This is a genomic window from Rhizobium sp. K33 (assembly GCF_056501445.1).
The window spans coordinates 2,617,751-2,635,637 of sequence record NZ_CP096478.1 but is presented as its reverse complement, the minus strand read 5'-3'; the positions used below and the strand labels follow the sequence as shown (position 1 = coordinate 2,635,637).

The window sequence follows — 17,887 nt, the reverse complement described above, 5'->3', positions numbered from 1 at the left end:
GTTTCATGATGTCAAAACGCCAATTAAAGGCAAATCTTAGAGGTGAGCGGCTTGCCGCCCGTGACGCCATCCCCGCCGAGCTTCGGCTCGAGTTCAGCCTGCGCATGGCCGAGCTTGCCGGCGATGATCTCAGCATCGAGCCGGGTACCATCGTCTCCGGCTTCTTCCCCATCCGCTCCGAGGCCGACATTCGGCCTTTGATGGCGCGGCTAAAGGCGCGCGGCGCGCGTCTCTGCCTGCCCGTGGTCATGGACAAGGAGACCATCGTCTTCCGGGAACTGGTGGCCGGGGCGGAGCTGGTCGATACCGGCTTCGGCACGCGTGGGCCCGGGCCTGAGGCGGCCGTTCTCGATCCGGATCTGCTGCTTGTGCCGCTGTCGGCCTTCGATGCTCAAGGCAACCGCATCGGCTATGGTGCTGGCCACTACGACCGCGCGATTGCACGTCTCAGGGAAAAAGGCCGGCATCCGCGTCTGATCGGCATTGCATTCGACTGTCAGGAGGTGGCAGAAGTGCCCTACGAAGCCCATGACGTCCGGCTGGAGGCCGTGCTGACAGAGAGCGGCCTCAGAACATTCATGGAGTGATTGGACGAAATGCGACTTCTGTTCCTCGGAGATATGGTGGGCAAGACCGGACGTACGGCTGTTTGGGAGCGGTTGCCGGGCCTCATCTCCGACCTGAAACTCGATTTCGTCATCGTCAACGGCGAGAACGCCGCCGGCGGCTTCGGCATCACCGAAGATATCTATCTCGAGACCATCAATGCCGGGGCCGATGTCGTCACGACCGGCAATCATGTCTGGGACCAGAAGGAGGCCGTCTCCTTCTGCACGCGGCATGACCAATTCCTTCGTCCGGCAAATTATCCGGCCGGAACGCCCGGCAAGGGCTCCGGCCTCTACTACGCCCGCAATGGTGCTCGTGTGCTCGTTGCCAACATCATGGGCCGCGTCTTCATGCATCCGGAGCTCGACGATCCCTTCAAGTCCGCCGAGGCCATCCTGGCAGCGTGCCCGCTGAAGGAGCAGGCGGATGTGATCGTCTTCGATTTCCACGCGGAGGCGACGAGCGAGAAGCAGTGTTTCGGCCATTTCGTCGATGGCCGTGCGAGCTTTGTCGTCGGGACGCATACGCATGTGCCGACCGCCGACCATCAGATCCTGAACGGCGGCACGGCCTATATGTCGGATGCCGGCATGTGCGGCGACTACGATTCCTCGCTCGGCATGGAGAAGGAGGAGCCGCTCAACCGCTTCATCTCGAAGATGCCCAAGGGCCGCTTCGAGGCGGCCAGCGGGCCTGCCACCATCTGCGGCGTCGGTGTCGAGATCTCCGACAGCACGGGGCTTGCCGAAAAGATCGCGCCGCTTAGGCTCGGGCCGCGGCTGGCCGAGACGATCCCGTCCTTCTGGGCCTGACACTCTGCCGATAACGCCATTGTGACGCCATGCCACCGGGTGGGCGCTTTACGCTTTCCCGGCGCTCCCGCATTCTCTCATGCACGATCTGGATACGGTGCAGGGAGCGGCATGATGCTGAGACTGATGTTGTCCACGATGGCGCTTGCGGTGTTGGCCGGCAGCGCCTTTGCGCAAGAGGCACCGCGACCGCAGGTCAGCCAGTGCCAGCTGATCGCCGAGAAAATCCCCGACGTTCAATATGCCAACTTCACGCCGTCCGCATCAGGGGCTCCGGGCTTGACGCTGGCGCAGGTGCAAGAGGACGTTGTCATCACCTTCGTGGGTCACTCCACGTTCCAGATCGACACCCCCGGGGGCATCTCGATTGCGACCGACTTCAATGGCTGGCTTCGCACGTCGCGCACGCCTGATGTCGTGACGATGAACAAGGCCCATTCGAGCCATTACACGCTCAATCCGGATCCGGCGATCGGCGCAGTTCTGCATGGCTGGAACGAAGCGGAGCCCGGGCAGCCGATCGAGCACAGGCTGGTCGTTGGCGACGCCTATGTGCGCAATGTGCCGACGGATATCAGAAGCTGGGGTGGGGAGATGGAGCCGAACGGCAATTCCATCTTCATCTTCGAGGTGGCGGGGCTTTGCATCGGGCATCTCGGACACCTGCATCACGAGTTGACCGATACCCATTACGGCGAGATCGGAAGGCTCGATATCCTGATGGTGCCGGTGGATGGCGGATTGACGCTCGGAGCCGATAGCATGAGCCGGATCGTCAAGCGGCTGCGGTCCGCCGTGATCCTGCCCATGCATCGACGTGGTCCGCCGATCGAAACCTTCCTGTCGATGTTCGACGACAGTTTCGATACGCAGATTTCCGAGAACCGCGGCTTTACCGTGTCCATACGGACACTGCCGAGAAAGCCGCTGATCCTCGTTCTTCAAGGGGTCTAGGACCCCTTGACACCTCAGGCGAAGCGGACTTCGCGGTGAACGCCGACATCCGGCATCTTCTCATCGCTCATATTGGCCTTCGCGATCTCCCAGCCGAACTTGAGCGAGCTGTCGGTCGAGGCCCAGATCTCGCCGTCATCCAGCTTGAGTTCCAGAAGCGTCAGCTTCGGATCGGACTTTCCGCCTTCGTACCAAGCAGCCACGACCGAGTTCCAGTACTCGTCGATCTTCGCCGGGTCCTTGTTTTCGGTCAGCGTGCCGGCGAGGCATGCGTGGTAGTCGTGATCCTTGCCGACGACACAGAAATGCGCGCGGCTGCCCGGACGCAGAGCCTGCACCAGATGGCTGTCGGTCTTGGTAAAGAACCAGATGGCGTTGCGCTTGCGATCCGCATTCGGAGCCATGGGCTGCATATGCATGTTGCCACCCATCAGGCCGAGCATGCCGGCATGGATGTCGTCGATCTCGTCCCAGAGCTGTTCTATGGGATTTTCCTTGGCTTCGGTGAAGCTTGCCATGTTTTGTCTCCTACGGGTTTTGCCGTGGAGGCAACGAACTCAAGGGTGAGATGTTCCTCATTCATGACTGGCTTCGCAGAGGTCTCATGACTCTTGAACCGGGCCGGTTTCGCCCTTATAAGGCGGCCATTCCCAATATAGAGACCTGATCAGGGGTGCCATGGCTGGCCATTCACAGTTTAAAAACATCATGCACCGCAAGGGGAAGCAGGACGGTATCCGTTCGAAGATGTTCTCCAAGCTTGCACGCGAAATCACGGTTGCCGCAAAGACCGGTCTGCCCGACCCTGCGATGAATGCGGCACTTCGCCTCGCCGTCCAGAACGCCAAGGCACAGTCGATGCCGAAGGACAACATCGAGCGCGCGATCAAGAAGGCATCCGGTGCAGACGCCGAATCCTATGACGCGATCCGATACGAAGGTTACGGTCCGGGCGGCGTTGCTGTCATCGTCGAGACGCTGACCGACAACCGCAACCGCACCGCATCTTCCGTAAGGTCCACCTTCTCGAAGGCCGGTGGGGCGCTTGGCGAAACCGGTTCGGTTTCCTTCTCCTTCGATCATGTCGGTGAGATCACCTACAAGGCTTCGGTCGGCGACGCGGACAAGGTGATGGAAGCGGCGATCGAAGCCGGTGCCGAAGACGTCGTCTCCGACGAAGACGGCCACACCATCTACTGCGCCTTCGAGGACATCAACGATGTGTCCAAGGCGCTCGAAGCGGTTCTCGGCGAAGCCAGCTCCGTCAAGGCAATCTGGAAGCCGCAGAACACGATCGAAGTGGACGAGGAAAAGGCGCAGTCGCTGATGAAGCTCATCGACACGCTGGAAGACGATGACGACGTGCAGAACGTCTATTCGAACTTCGAAATCTCCGACGAGGTCATGGCCAAGCTTTCGGCCTAATCCGCGGCGCAACACCAGACATCAAAAAGCCCGGCTGCAGACCAGCCGGGCTTTTTCGTTTCCAGCAATCGACCTGCGCTCAGGCGGCGGCGCTGCGCACGCTGCCGATGACGTCCACGAGTTCGTTGACGATGCGCTCGACCTGCTCGCGGTCATCGCCTTCGGCCATGACACGGATCAGCGGCTCAGTGCCCGAAGGGCGGATGACAAGACGGCCGGACTTGGCAAGTTCGGCTTCCGCATCGGCGATCGCCTGCTTGACCACGGCGTCTTCCAATGGCTTGCCGCCGGAGAAGCGGACATTGCGCAGGAGCTGCGGCACCGGCTCGAAGCGATGGCAGAGTTCGCTCACCGTACGGCCTGTGCGCTTGACGGCTGCCAGGATCTGGAGGGCTGCCACAAGGCCGTCGCCGGTCGTGCCATGATCTGACAGCACGATGTGGCCGGACTGCTCGCCCCCCACATTGAAGTCGTGGTTGCGCATGTGCTCGACGACATAGCGGTCGCCGACCTTGGTGCGGGCAAGGGTCAGGCCCTTGTCGCCGAGGAAGCGTTCGAGGCCGAGATTGGACATGACGGTCGCAACGATGCCGCCGCCGCGCAGGGTCTGATCCTGCGCCCAGGTTTCGGCGATGACCGCCATCAGCTGGTCGCCGTCGACCACGGTGCCGTTCTCGTCGACGATGATGACACGGTCGGCGTCGCCATCGAGCGCGATGCCGATATCGGCACGGGTCTCGTGCACCTTCTTCTGCAGCGTCTCCGGATGGGTCGAGCCGCATTCGAGATTGATGTTTGTGCCGTTGGGCTCGTTGCCGATCGTCACGACCTCGGCGCCGAGTTCCCAAAGAGCCGCAGGGGCAACCTTGTAGGCCGCACCATTGGCACAGTCGATCGCGACGCGCAGGCCATGAAGGGTGACGTCGCGGGGCAGGGTGCGCTTGGCGAATTCAACGTAGCGGTCATGCACGCCGTCGATACGCTTGGCACGGCCGATGTCGTTCGGCGATGCGAGCTGCCCGTAGAGGTCCTTTTCGAGCAACTCCTCGATCTGCATCTCGAGTTCGTCGGAGAGCTTGTAGCCGTCAGGGCCGAAGAGCTTGATGCCGTTGTCGGCGAAGGGATTGTGGGAGGCCGAGATCATCACGCCGAGATCGCAGCGGAGCGAACGCGTCAGCATGGCGACGGCAGGCGTGGGGATCGGGCCGAGAACGAAGGCATCGAGACCGGCCGCTGTGAAGCCTGCCACCATGGCGTTTTCCAGCATGTAGCCGGAAAGGCGCGTATCCTTGCCGATCACCACGCGGTGGCGATGGCCGCCGCGGCGGAAGATGGTGCCTGCGGCGATGCCGACCCGCATGGCGAGATCCGGGGTCATGGGAAAGCGGTTGGAAAGGCCGCGAATGCCGTCCGTGCCGAAGTAGCGACGTGTCATCAGGTGTTCCTTCAAGTCCTTTTCAACTCCGCGGCTGCGAGACGTCATTCGTCTCGAGCGATCGCGCGGAGATCCCTTGGTTGGCTGCTCATGCCACAGAACGCGGTACAGGACACGTAAAATAGCGCTAAAAACGATTACACGGCGTTACCTCTGCCACGCTCGTCCACTGGAATCTGACGATCACTGCAACTGAAACCAAAAAGGCCACCCCGAAGGATGGCCTTTCTCGTGTCTTGATCTGGGCGCGCACTCAGTGCGGCTGCGGCTCCAGGCCACCTTCCGGCTCGCCGCCCTTCGGGGCGTCCTTGCGGCCGGTGGAAGGCACGGCAGAGCCGCGGCTCGGCGGAGTGTCGTCGCCGCTGTCACGGGACGGCTTCTCGCCACGCAGCAGCGCCTTGATCTCGTCGCCCGAGAGCGTCTCGTATTCGAGAAGCCCTTCGGCGATCGCGACAAACTCGTCGTGGTGCTCCGTCAGGATGCGGCGGGCCTCGGTATAGGCCTCGTCGATCAGGCGGCGTACTTCGGTGTCGATCTTCTGGGCGGTCGATTCCGAGACGTTTTTCGACTGCGAAACCGAGTGACCGAGGAAGACCTCTTGCTGGTTTTCACCATAGGCGACCTGACCGAGGACATCGGAGAAGCCCCACTGGGTGACCATGGCGCGGGCAAGTTTGGTGGCCTGCTCGATATCCGAGGATGCGCCCGAGGTGATGTTTTCCTTGCCGAAGGTCAGTTCTTCCGCCACACGGCCGCCCATCATGATGACGAGGCGCGAGACCATCCACTTATAGCTCATCGAGTAGCGGTCGCCCTCGGGCAACTGCATGACCATGCCAAGCGCACGGCCTCGCGGAATGATGGTCGCCTTGTGCAGCGGATCCGCCACCGGCACCTGCAAGGCCGTTATGGCGTGGCCGGCTTCGTGATACGCGGTCAGCTTCTTCTCGGCCTCGGTCATGGCGGACGAGCGGCGCTCGGCACCCATCATGATCTTATCCTTGGCGTCTTCGAATTCGGCCATGGTGACGACGCGCTTGTTGCGGCGGGCGGCCATCAGGGCGGCTTCGTTGACGAGGTTCATCAGGTCCGCACCGGAGAAGCCGGGCGTGCCACGGGCGAGAACCTTGAGGTCGACATTCGGGGCAAGCGGCACGTTGCGGGCATGCACCTTGAGAATGCGCTCGCGGCCGACGATGTCGGGGTTCGGGACAACGACCTGACGGTCAAAACGGCCCGGACGCAGAAGGGCGGGGTCGAGAACGTCGGGACGGTTGGTCGCGGCGATCAGGATGATGCCTTCATTGGCCTCGAAGCCGTCCATCTCGACGAGCAGCTGGTTCAGCGTCTGCTCGCGTTCATCGTTACCGCCGCCGAGGCCTGCGCCACGATGGCGACCGACGGCATCGATTTCGTCGATGAAGATGATGCAAGGCGCGTTCTTCTTCGCCTGCTCGAACATGTCACGGACGCGGCTCGCACCGACACCGACGAACATTTCAACAAAGTCCGAACCGGAAATGGTGAAGAAGGGGACGTTGGCTTCGCCGGCAACGGAGCGAGCGAGCAGCGTCTTACCCGTGCCCGGAGGTCCGACGAGAAGAACGCCGCGCGGGATCTTGCCGCCGAGGCGCTGGAACTTCTGCGGGTCGCGCAGGAATTCGACGATTTCTTCCAGGTCCTGCTTGGCTTCATCGACGCCGGCAACGTCGTCAAAGGTGACGCGGCCATGCGCTTCGGTGAGCAGCTTCGCCTTCGACTTGCCAAAGCCCATGGCGCCGCGCGAGCCACCCTGCATCTGGCGCATGAAGAAGAGCCAGACGCCGAGGATCAGCAGCATGGGGAGAAGCGTGCCGATATAGCTCAGGAAGCCGGAGGAGCCGTCCGTTTCCGGGCGGGCCACGATCATCACGTTCTTGGCTTCCAGCTTGCTCAACAGGTTGTCGTCAACAACAGGCGCGTAGGTCTGGAAGGCGGTGCCCGATTCGACATATTTGCCGAGAACGCGGTTGCCGGTGACCGTGACCTCACGAACGCGCCCGGCATCGACCTCCCGAAGGAACTGCGAATACGGCACTTCGCTCGAAGCCGTCTGCGACGGCGAGGTCTGGAACATGCTGAACAGCGCGATCAGCAGCAGCGCGATGATCGCCCAGAGCGCGAAATTGCGAAAATTTGGGTTCATTGAACTCCCCGAACCTGTGGTGCGGGACGGAGCCCCGCAGAATTATCCTCTAACATAGGATCGCGCCGCACCCTTGCCAAGGCAATCGGGCCTTCGCAGATCGTTTTCCGTCAATAAGTCTTAAATGGGGACGGCGGGCGTCGGTTCCGTGCCGATCAGCCGACCGATCGCGTCGGCCAAGGGTTGGTCGAAACCCGGCATGAACTCGGCAAAGAGCGAGAGCCGCGGCGTGATGGCGACGGTGTCTGCAGAAGAGCCTGAAAATGCTTCCGCTGCAACGACTTGTGGTGCGTTTCCGGAGAGAGCTGACCGCACGGCACCCGGCAGGTCTTCTGCAATTCCGGCTGCAGAACCGGCCGTGATGGTCACGTCCTGTGCGCTGCGGTTTTCGATGACGAAGCGTCCGTCCCAGGTTGCCGATGCGAAGGCTGGCACCGACAGCGGCAAAAAACCGCGCCTCTCGCGCAGCAGAAAGAGGTGTTTTCCCCTGCGCAAAGCGAGAGTGCCGGACAGCGTCAGGCGAAAATCCTCTCCAGAGTCCAATGCGGAGGCAAGACGCGCGAGGCTTTCGGTTGCCGGTCGATGCGACCTGCCGCCCAGGATTGCCACAAGCGTCGCCAGGGCGTGGTCCCGTGCTTCGCGCTCGGGCGGCGGAGCGTTGTCGAGATCGATCTTCACAACCGGACCCGGGAGACATGTTGCGGCTGCATCCAGCCAAGTGGCGGCGGCGCTCGACAGGGCAGTACGATGGTCGGCCGCTTTCCGGATTACGTCGGGGTCGACTGCGGGCGCTGCCTGGCGAATGCGGACGCGCTCGTATCGGGGATCCTCATTGCTGGGATCGTCGATCCAGGGCTGGCCGAGATCGGTGAGATAGGTGCGGATTGCGGTGCGGCGGGTCCGCAGGAATGGACGCAGGATCCAGAGGCGGCCGGCATAGAGTGTTGCGGGTGCCATGCCGGCGAGGCCGAGAGCGCCCTCGGACGAGCGATCGGCACGCATGGCCACCGTCTCGATCTGATCGTCCAAAGTATGGCCGGTCACGATGACGTCGGCGCCGAGATTGTCCGCGGCGCTTGCAAGCAGGCGATAGCGCGCCTGGCGGGCTGCTGCAGAGAGCCCGTGTCGCGGTTTTTCATCCGTCCAGCACTCTATGCTGTGGGGAACGCCGAGGCCTTTGCAAAGGGTGGCGACCTCTTGCGCTTCTTCGGCCGAGTCCGGCCGGAGACCGTGGTCGATGGTTGCGGCTGTCAGACTGTGGCAGTGGGGGAAGCGCTGCGTCTCGATCGCGCGCTGAAGAGCCAGCAGAAGACCGGTCGAATCGCTGCCACCGGAGATGGCGACAAGCAGAGTGGTGGGGCGACGGAGGGAATGAAGGAAAACTTCGATCGCCGCTTCGGGCGAGAGGTCGGGCAGTGAAGAGCCTGCCGCGAGCGGGGCCGGCATCAGCAGCCGAGGCGTTTCTGTTCGCTCGCGACCTTGGAAACGACGGCGCGGGAAGCCTTGGGGTAGCGCTTGGAGACTTCGCGCAGCGTGGCGCAGGCGGTCTCGGTATTGTCGAGGGCGGCAAGCGACATGCCCAGCTTCAGCAGCATTTCCGGCGCCTTCGGCGAGGTGTTGTAGGTCTGGTGGGCATTGAGGAAGGTCTTGGCCGCCTCATTGTAGTTGCCCTGCGAATAGAGCGCTTCGCCAAGCCAGAAGTTGGCATCCGCAATCTTGGCGCTGCTCGGATAGGCGGCGATGAAGTCGCGGAATTCGCTCTCGGCCAGCGAATAGTCGCCGGACAGAACATGGGCATAGGCGACCTGGTAGACATCGCTTTCGGAATTGAGCGAGGCGGTCTGTTGCGGCGCGGACTGAGGGGTCGTCGAGGGGGCCGTCACGCCGGTATCGACGCCGGGCAGGGCGGTCGAGCCATTGTCGATGGCACCTTCGTTCAGCGTGGCCGTGACCGGCATGCCGCTTTCGTCGAGTGCAATCGAGCCGAGCGTCTGCTCGCCGGGGGCGGTGCCTGGCGTGCCGACACCAGAGGCGTCGGCGGCTGCGCCGACGTCCGGGGTTTCGGTGATGATTTCAGCGACCGAGTCCTGCTGCTGGCCACTGTCAACGGGGCGGGGCAGCGAGCCGCTCTTCTTCTCGAGATCCTGGAAGCGGAACTCGTTGTCTTCCTGCTGCTTACGGATGGTTTCCTGCATCTGGAGAAGCTGGAAGCTCATCTCCTCGATCCGACCATTCAGCGCGCGGATCTCTTCCTCGAGCTGCTGAACGCGCAGCGTCGGGTCCGTGGCCTGGACCATCTGAACCTCAGCCTTCGGGGCCGGCGCAGGTTGAGCCTTCTGGCCGAACTGGACATTCGGAAACAGCTGAAAAGCGTGGGCGCTGCCGTGCAGGCCCGTCAGCGAGGCCGTCGCTAGCAGAGCGGCCATCACAAGTTTGTTCATGTTCCTTCTTCCTGTTTTCGCGACGATTTGCGCCGAACCAGCGCCGACAGGAGTTTTCTCAATTGCCTGCAAAAAGCAACCAAGTTCGGCCAAAGTGTGGAGAAAAGTAAAAGGCGGCCCTGAGGCCGCCTTCACGTGATGGTGAGTGCCGGTTGGACCGGATCACATGCCGGCGCCACCGAGAACGGTGACGGCGCGGCGGTTCTGCGACCAGCAGGAGATGTCGTCGCAGACGGCGACCGGACGTTCCTTGCCGTAGGAGATGGTCTTCATGCGCTGCGCCGGTACACCGCGCTGAGCAAGGTAGTCACGGGTGGCAGCGGCACGACGGGCGCCGAGCGCGAGGTTGTATTCGCGCGTGCCGCGTTCGTCGGCATGGCCTTCGATCGTGATGGCATAGTTCGGATAACGCTGCAGCCACTGAGCCTGACGGTCGAGCGTCTGGGCGGCATCGGCGCGGATCGCGGTGGAGTCGGTGTCGAAGAAGATGCGGTCGCCGACATTGACCGTGAAGTCCTGCGAAGAGCCCGGCGTTGCTGCACCTGCGCCACCGGCACCGAGGCCAAGTTCGCCGGCGCTGTTGGGCAGGTTCTTCTTGTTGGCGCAGCCTGCCAGGGCGAGGGCCACGGCAAATGCGACCATGGCGGGGTTGGTTGCCATTTTCTGCAGACGGCTCTTGGCCGGGGATTGAATGCGGCTCATCGCCGGTCTCCTTGAATTCTCTGTTAGGGTTGCCGGACCATAACCAATCGCGGTTAACCGGCTTCAAACAATCGTGGTTAACAAACCGTCAAATCACGTGCCGGATAGGGCGATTGACCGCCCTTTGCGGCGAGAAAGAGGCGCAAATGCGCCTCTTTTCGATCACTATTCCATCAACGGCGACCAGGCCGGGTCGGAGGCGAAGGATGGCGTGCGGACCAGCTGCTCGTTGTAACCGGTGAGGTCGATCGAGTAGAGCTGCGGACCACCGGCACCGGCGTTCTGACGGAAGAACATCAAGACGCGGCCGTTCGGCGCCCAGGTCGGGCCTTCGTTGTGGAAGCCGGTGGTCAGGATACGCTCCCCCGAACCGTCAGTCTTCATGACGCCGATCGAGAACTTACCGCCCGACTGCTTGGTGAAGGCGATCAGGTCGCCGCGCGGAGACCAGACCGGGGTGGAGTAGGAACCGTCGCCGAAGGAGATGCGGCGCTGGCCGGAACCGTCGGCTCCCATCACGTAGAGCTGCTGGCGACCACCGCGGTCGCTTTCAAATACGATCTGGCTGCCATCGGGGGAGTAGGACGGCGAGGTGTCGATCGCTGCCGTGTTGGTGAGCCTTGTCGTCGTGCGCGAACGCAGGTCCATCGTGTAGATGTTGGCGTTGCCGTCCTGCTGAAGGCTCATGATGACCCGCTGGCCATCGGGCGAGAAGCGCGGCGCAAAGGTCATGCCGGGGAAATTGCCGACGACTTCGCGGGCGCCGGTTTCCAGCTGCAGGAGATAGACGCGCGGCTGCTGGCCTTCGAAAGACATGTAGGTGATTTCCTGACGGCTCGGCGAGAAGCGCGGCGTCAGAACGATGTCGTTGCTGTTGGTCAGCATGCGGATGTTCTCGCCGTCCTGGTCCATGATGGCCAGCTGGCGCTTGCGGTCGGTCTTCGGGCCGGACTCGGAAACGAAGACGATGCGGGTGTCGAAGTAACCCTTTTCGCCGGTGATGCGCTCATAGATCGCGTCGGCGATCATGTGCGCGACGCGGCGCCAGTTCTTCGGGTCGGTGAAGAACTGCTGGCCGGTCATCTGCTGGCCACCGAAGGTGTCCCAGAGGCGGAATTCGGCGCGCAGGCGACCATCGGGCTCGCGAGCGATGCGACCGACGACGAGGGCTTCCGCCTTCAGCGCGGTCCAGTCGGGGAAGCGCGGTGCCTGATCGGGGTTCTGGATCTTCTCGATGAAGGCGGCGCGATTGACCGGCGCGAAGAGGCCCGAACGCTTCAGGTCGGCTTCGACCACGGCGGAGATCTGAGCGCCGATGCCATCGGCAGAGACGAAGTCGGTGATCGCAATCGGGAGCGGCTGAACGTTGCCGCGGTTGATGTTGATTTCAACGGCTGCGTTTGCGGGTGCCACGAAGGCACCTGCCATGCCGGCACAGACCAGCAGAATGCGGAGGAGGAGAGTTTTCATGCTTACCAAGCCTTTCAGCTCTTACATCAGTTCGCTGGGGTCGAAATTGACGACAACTTCAGACCAAGCGTCGTATTTGTCCGGGGGCAGATTGGTGAAGGGGGCGGACTTGCGGACGGCGCGCACGGCGCCGCTCATGAGAACCTGCTGGGCAGACGGCGAGCCCCCGGTGGCAGTTGCTTCGGGTTCGCCGACCAGCGCGCCGTTCTGATCGAGGCGGAAGGTCACGCGGATACGGACATCGGCGGCATCCGCCATGCCCGGCGTGATCAGCCAGTTTTCCTGGATGACGCCGCGAAGCGCGTCCAGTTCGCTCTGGCTGAGCTTCGAGCCGCCGGTATTGGTGCTGCCGCCAAGGGATTCGGGTGCCGTCGAGCGCTTCGCGCCGCCGCCGGCCGCATCCGTCTTGTTGAGGAGGGCCGCCACTTCATCGGCGTTGAAGTCGCTTTCCATCTGCGGCTTCGACTTCGCCGTTTCCTGGGCCTTGGTGTCCTTCTTGGCATCCGGCTTCGGAGCGGGCTTCTTTTCGGACGGCTTGGCAATCTCGGGCTGCGGGCGGGCAGCCGGAATCGGCGCCTGCTCGGGCAGTGGGATTTCTTCGGCAACCGTCTCTTCCGGCGGCGCCTCCTCGGCCGGCGGTGTCTCCGGCTCTGGCGGCGGGGCCGTGTCTTCCTTGACGATCTCCTTCACCTCGTTGGCCTGCGGATCAGGCTCGGGCGCGGGTGTCTCCACCTTCTTCGGTGCGGCGGCGACTTCCTGCTCGACCGGGCGCTGCGAAGGTGTTGGGGGCGATTTGAGATCGACCTCGTTGTCACCGAAGTTTTCGGCCGGCTCGGCGATCGGCGGCTTCTTCGTCGGGACGGGGGCGGATGTCTCCGCCAGGGGAGCGGTCTTGGAGCCCTGCTGGATCTGGGTGAACTCTTCGATCGGGACGATGTCCACCGGAAGGGTTTCCATCGGGGCGATCTCGAGTTTTTCGGGCGAGCCGAGGCTCACCAGCGCCGCCGAGAGCGCCAGTGTGTGCAGAAACGAGGATGTGAAGAGGCTGCCCTTCATGTCCGTCCGATCAGTTCTGCTGTTCCTGCAAGGTCACGAGACCGATATTGGTGAAACCGGCGGACGAGATCCGCGCCATGACCTGCATGACGATGCCATAGGTGGCAGCGGTATCGGCCCGCACGAAAATGCGTTCATTGTAGCCGGTGGTGGCGATCGCCTGCAGCTTCGGCACGACTTCCTCGATCGGGATTGCCGTTTCCTGCAGGTAGATTTCGCCTTCCGGATTGACCGAGACGGTGATGGGCTGGTTTTCGCTGCTCATCGCCTTGGCCTGGGTCTGCGGCAGATCGATCGGCACGCCGACAGTCATCATCGGTGCGGCGACCATGAAGATGATCAGCAGCACGAGAACGACGTCGACGAAGGGCGTCACGTTGATTTCGCTTACAAGGGCCTTCTTGCCGCCACGACGACCGCGGCGTCCGCCACCCTTGCTTCCTGATCCGACCGACATACCCATGATGCGTCTCCTGCTCTCCGGGCCTTACTGCGCCGCCTGGCGGGGCTGCAGCTTCTCGTCGATCTGACGCGACAGGATGGCCGAGAATTCGTCTGCGAAGCCTTCCATACGGGCCGAGAGCTTGCCGGCTTCACCGGAGAACTTGTTGTAGGCGATAACTGCGGGAATAGCGGCGATCAGGCCGATGGCGGTTGCGAGCAGCGCTTCGGCGATACCCGGTGCGACGACCGCGAGGCTGGCATTGTTCGAGCCGGCAATGGCCTGGAAGGAGGTCATGATGCCGACGACGGTGCCGAAGAGGCCGATGAAGGGGCCGGCAGAGCCGATGGTCGCGAGCGACGACAGGCGCGATTCGAGCGTCTCGGACTCGCGGGCCATGGTCACATCCATGGCGCGATCGATACGCATCTGCAGGCCGATCGGCGAGCGGGCGCCGCGTTCGAAGCTCTTTTTCCATTCGCGCATGGCGGCGACGAAGATGGCGGCAAGGCCGGTGTTGTTGCGTTCGGCGAGCGTGCGATAGAGCTCTTCGAGCGACTGGCCTGACCAGAAGACCTGTTCGAACTGGTCGAACTGGCGGCGCGCCCGGGCGTAGCTCAGATATTTGTCGATGACGATGGCCCAGGTCCAGACGGAGGCGGCCAAAAGACCGATCATGACGAGCTTGACGATCAGGCCTGCCTGCATGAACAGGCCCCAGAGGCTCACGTCATGCGTCGCTGCAGCCATTCCAACTTGTTCCATCGCCTTCAATTCCCCGAAATCCAAACGCCCGGTGGGTTGGACCGGGCGGCGACATGAGCTCTACTGGTGGAAAACTTGTGCGGTCGCAGCCGCCGAAACCCTTTTCCCGCCTTAGCTCCCAGTGTGCTTCTGAGATGAAAATTTGGTCAAAGGAAGGCGTGCGCTGCACAATCTTCCAAGCGTCGAGTAAGACCCGATTAAGGTTAAAAAGGGGTTACCGGAGGCGGAGATCAGGGCTTTGTGAAGTCAGGCGAGGAACGGTCTTGCGAGATCTTCGGGAAGGCGACGCGGCCTGCCATGGCGATTGACGACGGCGATGATGACCTTCGCTGCAATCAGCAACTGGTCGCCTCGGCGGATCTCCTGCTCAAGGATCATCTTGGCACCGCCGGCCTTCTCGGTGCGGGTCAATACCGTAACGATGTCGTCCATGCGGGCAGGGGCCTTGAAGTCGATCTCCATGCGGTGGACCATGAAGGCGAGCCCTTCGTCCGAACTTGCGAAGAGATGGGACTGTTCGACGCCCAGGCAGCGCAGATAGTCGGTGCGGGCGCGCTCCATGAAGTGCAGGTAGCGGGCGTGGTAGACGGCACCGGAGAAGTCGGTGTCTTCGTAGTAGACGCGTTGGATGAGGTGGTGCACGCCGTCGATGATTTCGCCCGCGAGCGGGTGCTGGAGTGTCGTCATGGCTCGTCCTGCCGATCGATCTTCTTATGCTGAGGCCCGGTGGCTAGCCCAGGTCAGGTCGATCTGTCCAGCCTCATCAACTCGGCTTCGGTGATCGCAAGTCGCTTCATTTCCGGGGACCGAGAGGCGGCATCATCGGCCACGATGAATTCGTCGAGTTGCGGTGGGGAGACGCTGGTGCCGGACAGCATCGCGTGGACCTGGCCCCGATGATGGGTCTGATGCTGGAAGAGATGGCTCAAGACATCGTCCATGCGTTCGGTCTGAAGACGGGTGCTCCTGTGGATCTGAACCTCGCTCGCCAAGGCGTCGATGGTTAGCGAGAGACAGAAGTTCAGGAGCCGCTGATCCACGGCCGCCTGCGCCTCACGCAGTTCTTCAGGATGGGGGAACGGGATTTGATTGGCCCAGGCTTTCGGTCCCAGTCTGCCGCCTTCGAGGGCATCCACGTAAAACCAGTCAATGACCAGGATGTGATTGAGGCTCGCCTGGATCGACGGGAAGAAGCCCGTGCGCGCTGCTTCGAATTCGCCCGGATGGAGCATGGAGACCGCTTGGTGCAGCCGGTCATTGGCGAGCCTGTTGTTGTAGGCAAGTTTGATGAAGCTGCGGCGCGGGTCGGTCATTTGTCGTCCAGATCTCCATCGTGCCATACGATATGCTTCGGCGAGGTCGGCAGGGACTCGATCTCGTCGGCGATGAAATAGGGCGGGATGTCGAGCGCGATCAGCGCCTCCCGCGATGCCAGCACCCATTTGAACTCGAGGCTGTTCTTGCCATCCTCGTTGCGGTGGATGATGTCACTCTCGTGAAAAGGAAAGTGGGCGGGGATCTCCATGCGATAGTACAGGCCGACCTCGTGCCAGGCCTTGCCCTCGTAGTCGAAGAAGTTCTCGACGATCCATAGCAGCGGGCCGACGACGGCCTCCACACCCAGTTCTTCCTGCATCTCGCGTACCAGCGTTTCCGCCGAGGTCTCACCGATTTCTGCCCGTCCGCCCGGGAAGGTCCAAAAAGTTTCGTGGGTTGCGCGGTGGACCAGCACATGACCGTCGCGGAAGGCAAGGCCTGCGATCCGATGATTGAACCGCCGCTTGCCGTCCTTGATGGTGATGAGGGTGCGTTTGGACACGGCCTTATTCGTCCTCGAGCGTCAGCCGGAATTGGGCAGCTTCCAGATCCTTGGGCGGCGTCATGCCGAGATGCTTCCAGGCGGTCGCCGTGAGCACGCGGCCACGGGGGGTGCGCTGGATGAAGCCCTGCTGGATCATGTAGGGTTCGATGATGTCCTCGATCGCGTCACGCGGCTCCGAGAGGCCCGCAGCGATGGTTTCCATGCCGACAGGGCCGCCGCCGAAATTGACGGCGATCATCGAGAGGTAGCGCATGTCGAGCTGGTCGAGACCCATGTTGTCGACATTCAGCCTTGTAAGCGCCTCATCGGCGATCTCGCGGGTTACTGCTTCGGCGCGGGCCACCTCTGCGAAATCGCGGACGCGGCGGAGCAGTCGTCCGGCGATGCGCGGCGTGCCGCGGGCGCGGCGGGCGACTTCGCGGGCGCCGTCTTCGGTCATCGGCAGGTTCAAGAGTCGCGCGCCTCGGCGGACGATCGATTCCAGCTCCTCGACGGTATAGAAGTTGAGCCGGACCGGAATGCCGAAGCGATCGCGCAATGGCGTCGTCAACAGGCCGAGACGGGTGGTGGCGGCGACCAGCGTGAACTTGGAGAGGTCGATCTTGACCGAGCGGGCGGCCGGACCTTCTCCGATGATAAGATCGAGTTGGAAATCCTCCATGGCCGGATAGAGGATTTCCTCAACCGCGGGGCTCAAGCGATGGATTTCGTCGATGAACAACACGTCGCGCTCTTCGAGATTGGTCAGAAGTGCGGCGAGATCGCCGGCCTTGGCGATAACAGGGCCCGAGGTCGAGCGGAAGTTGACGCCGAGTTCCTTGGCCATGATCTGGGCAAGCGTGGTCTTGCCAAGGCCCGGCGGGCCGACGAAGAGCACGTGATCCAGCGCCTCGCCGCGGTTCTTCGCCGCCTCGATGAAGATCTTGAGGTTGGCACGCGCTTCCGCCTGACCGGTAAAGTCATCGAGCGTCTGCGGGCGCAGTGCTGCATCGAGATCTTCCCCGCGCTTTTCAGGTGTCAGGATCGGGTTGTTGGTCATCATGCGAGAAGTTCCATGCCGGGTACGCGGGAGGCGGCGCGTTTGTCGAAGGTCTTTACGGAGGTGCAGCCCTCTTGGAGAGAGCGGGCGGCAATTAAGGCGTCGGCGAAGTCGGCATTCTTCTGGTCGACCTGCCGCAGTGCTTTCACGACGAGGTTGTGGCTTTCGACGGTCAGGCCCCGGACCTGCAACAGCTTCGCGATCGCCGTCGAGGCTTCGCGTCTGCCGTAGCCAAGTTGCGAGCGCAATGCCCAATCCAACTCCAATACACAAATAAGAGGGAGAAAGGCGAGGTAGTCCTTTCCAAGCCCTTCGGCAAAACGCAGCGCCAGACGTCGTTGATCCGGATCGTCATTGGTCAGAAGCCGGATCACGATGTTGGTGTCGAGGCCGAGGAGGGTCATGCCGCAAGATCCGATGGATCGTCACCACCGGTGGAGAGCGCGTTTGCGCCTGCCGCCTGCACGACCGTTTCGTCGATCTCCTCCAATGTGGATCGTCCGCTTGGCGGATTGCCGAGAAAACCGGCCAGATCCTTGAGGTCGATGTTTTTGGGAGTAATCACAATTTCGCCGTCGACCACGCTGTAGACCAACTGATCGCCGGGACTCAGGTTGAGCAGCTCACGCATTTCTTTGGGAATGGTGATCTGACCTTTAGGGGACATGGTGACTTCCCATACTTTCATCACAGTCTCCGACGTTTCAATATTTTTCCAACTTTATCAGAA

The 17,887-nt window shown here is 62.3% G+C and carries 20 protein-coding genes; 4 read left to right on the top strand and 16 right to left on the bottom strand.

The genetic code is table 11. The annotated features are described in order from the left end of the window. The first annotated feature begins 8 nt into the window (after positions 1–8). From M1E12_RS12955 to M1E12_RS12945, 3 genes are all read left to right on the top strand, one after another. A complete protein-coding gene (locus M1E12_RS12955) occupies positions 9–587 on the top strand; it encodes a 5-formyltetrahydrofolate cyclo-ligase (RefSeq protein ID WP_310242418.1) in 579 nt (192 codons plus the stop codon). Positions 588–596: 9 nt separating this feature from the next. Continuing rightward, on the top strand, positions 597–1,421 hold the full coding sequence (locus M1E12_RS12950) for a TIGR00282 family metallophosphoesterase (RefSeq protein WP_113458561.1): 825 nt from the start codon (positions 597–599) through the stop codon (positions 1,419–1,421). Between the two features lie 111 nt (positions 1,422–1,532). Next, a complete protein-coding gene (locus tag M1E12_RS12945; protein ID WP_479562076.1) occupies positions 1,533–2,375 on the top strand; it encodes an MBL fold metallo-hydrolase in 843 nt (280 codons plus the stop codon). Between the two features lie 14 nt (positions 2,376–2,389). Here M1E12_RS12945 and M1E12_RS12940 read toward each other — a convergent pair whose 3' ends face one another. Then, on the bottom strand, positions 2,390–2,893 hold the full coding sequence (locus M1E12_RS12940; RefSeq protein WP_479562075.1) for a pyridoxamine 5'-phosphate oxidase family protein: 504 nt from the start codon (positions 2,891–2,893) through the stop codon (positions 2,390–2,392). 160 nt (positions 2,894–3,053) lie between these two features. Here M1E12_RS12940 and M1E12_RS12935 point away from each other — a divergent pair, with 160 nt between their 5' ends. Continuing rightward, positions 3,054–3,800, top strand: coding sequence for a YebC/PmpR family DNA-binding transcriptional regulator (locus M1E12_RS12935; RefSeq protein WP_113458490.1), 747 nt, complete (start codon positions 3,054–3,056; stop codon positions 3,798–3,800). Between the two features lie 79 nt (positions 3,801–3,879). Here M1E12_RS12935 and glmM read toward each other — a convergent pair whose 3' ends face one another. From glmM to M1E12_RS12860, 15 genes are all read right to left on the bottom strand, one after another. Further along, positions 3,880–5,235 carry a phosphoglucosamine mutase gene (glmM, locus tag M1E12_RS12930; protein WP_136538189.1) on the bottom strand — a complete coding sequence of 452 codons (1,356 nt, stop codon included), beginning with the start codon at positions 5,233–5,235 and terminating at the stop codon, positions 3,880–3,882. Positions 5,236–5,488: 253 nt separating this feature from the next. Next, the gene (ftsH, locus tag M1E12_RS12925; RefSeq protein ID WP_113458489.1) at positions 5,489–7,420 is read right to left on the bottom strand and encodes an ATP-dependent zinc metalloprotease FtsH; all 1,932 of its coding nucleotides are present in this window, start codon (positions 7,418–7,420) and stop codon (positions 5,489–5,491) included. Positions 7,421–7,540: 120 nt separating this feature from the next. Then, positions 7,541–8,866, bottom strand: a complete 1,326-nt coding sequence (gene tilS, locus M1E12_RS12920) for a tRNA lysidine(34) synthetase TilS (RefSeq protein WP_479562074.1) — start codon at positions 8,864–8,866, stop codon at positions 7,541–7,543. Next, positions 8,866–9,861, bottom strand: coding sequence for a tol-pal system protein YbgF (gene ybgF, locus M1E12_RS12915; RefSeq protein WP_479562073.1), 996 nt, complete (start codon positions 9,859–9,861; stop codon positions 8,866–8,868). Before ybgF ends, tilS begins: the two co-directional genes overlap by 1 nt. Positions 9,862–10,023: 162 nt before the next feature. After that, positions 10,024–10,563, bottom strand: a complete 540-nt coding sequence (gene pal / locus M1E12_RS12910) for a peptidoglycan-associated lipoprotein Pal (RefSeq protein ID WP_113458486.1) — start codon at positions 10,561–10,563, stop codon at positions 10,024–10,026. A 165-nt stretch (positions 10,564–10,728) separates the two neighbouring features. After that, the gene (gene tolB / locus M1E12_RS12905) at positions 10,729–12,033 is read right to left on the bottom strand and encodes a Tol-Pal system beta propeller repeat protein TolB (RefSeq protein ID WP_113458485.1); all 1,305 of its coding nucleotides are present in this window, start codon (positions 12,031–12,033) and stop codon (positions 10,729–10,731) included. A 21-nt stretch (positions 12,034–12,054) separates the two neighbouring features. Continuing rightward, a complete protein-coding gene (locus tag M1E12_RS12900; protein ID WP_479562072.1) occupies positions 12,055–13,089 on the bottom strand; it encodes a cell envelope integrity TolA family protein in 1,035 nt (344 codons plus the stop codon). Between the two features lie 10 nt (positions 13,090–13,099). Then, a complete protein-coding gene (tolR, locus tag M1E12_RS12895) occupies positions 13,100–13,552 on the bottom strand; it encodes a protein TolR (protein ID WP_113458483.1) in 453 nt (150 codons plus the stop codon). 24 nt (positions 13,553–13,576) lie between these two features. Beyond that, positions 13,577–14,296, bottom strand: a complete 720-nt coding sequence (gene tolQ / locus M1E12_RS12890) for a protein TolQ (protein WP_113458482.1) — start codon at positions 14,294–14,296, stop codon at positions 13,577–13,579. Between the two features lie 246 nt (positions 14,297–14,542). Further along, on the bottom strand, positions 14,543–14,983 hold the full coding sequence (gene ybgC / locus M1E12_RS12885; RefSeq protein ID WP_479562071.1) for a tol-pal system-associated acyl-CoA thioesterase: 441 nt from the start codon (positions 14,981–14,983) through the stop codon (positions 14,543–14,545). Positions 14,984–15,036: 53 nt separating this feature from the next. After that, entirely contained in the window at positions 15,037–15,609 is a 573-nt protein-coding gene (locus M1E12_RS12880; protein ID WP_479562070.1) for a DinB family protein, read from the bottom strand. Next, positions 15,606–16,115, bottom strand: coding sequence for an NUDIX hydrolase (locus M1E12_RS12875; protein WP_479562069.1), 510 nt, complete (start codon positions 16,113–16,115; stop codon positions 15,606–15,608). Before M1E12_RS12875 ends, M1E12_RS12880 begins: the two co-directional genes overlap by 4 nt. Before the next feature lie 4 nt (positions 16,116–16,119). After that, on the bottom strand, positions 16,120–17,160 hold the full coding sequence (gene ruvB / locus M1E12_RS12870) for a Holliday junction branch migration DNA helicase RuvB (RefSeq protein WP_479562068.1): 1,041 nt from the start codon (positions 17,158–17,160) through the stop codon (positions 16,120–16,122). Next, the gene (locus M1E12_RS12865; protein WP_479562067.1) at positions 17,157–17,561 is read right to left on the bottom strand and encodes a PIN domain-containing protein; all 405 of its coding nucleotides are present in this window, start codon (positions 17,559–17,561) and stop codon (positions 17,157–17,159) included. The genes ruvB and M1E12_RS12865 overlap by 4 nt, the downstream gene beginning before the upstream one ends. Then, the gene (locus M1E12_RS12860) at positions 17,558–17,845 is read right to left on the bottom strand and encodes an AbrB/MazE/SpoVT family DNA-binding domain-containing protein (protein WP_113458476.1); all 288 of its coding nucleotides are present in this window, start codon (positions 17,843–17,845) and stop codon (positions 17,558–17,560) included. Before M1E12_RS12860 ends, M1E12_RS12865 begins: the two co-directional genes overlap by 4 nt. Between the last annotated feature and the right edge of the window lie 42 nt (positions 17,846–17,887).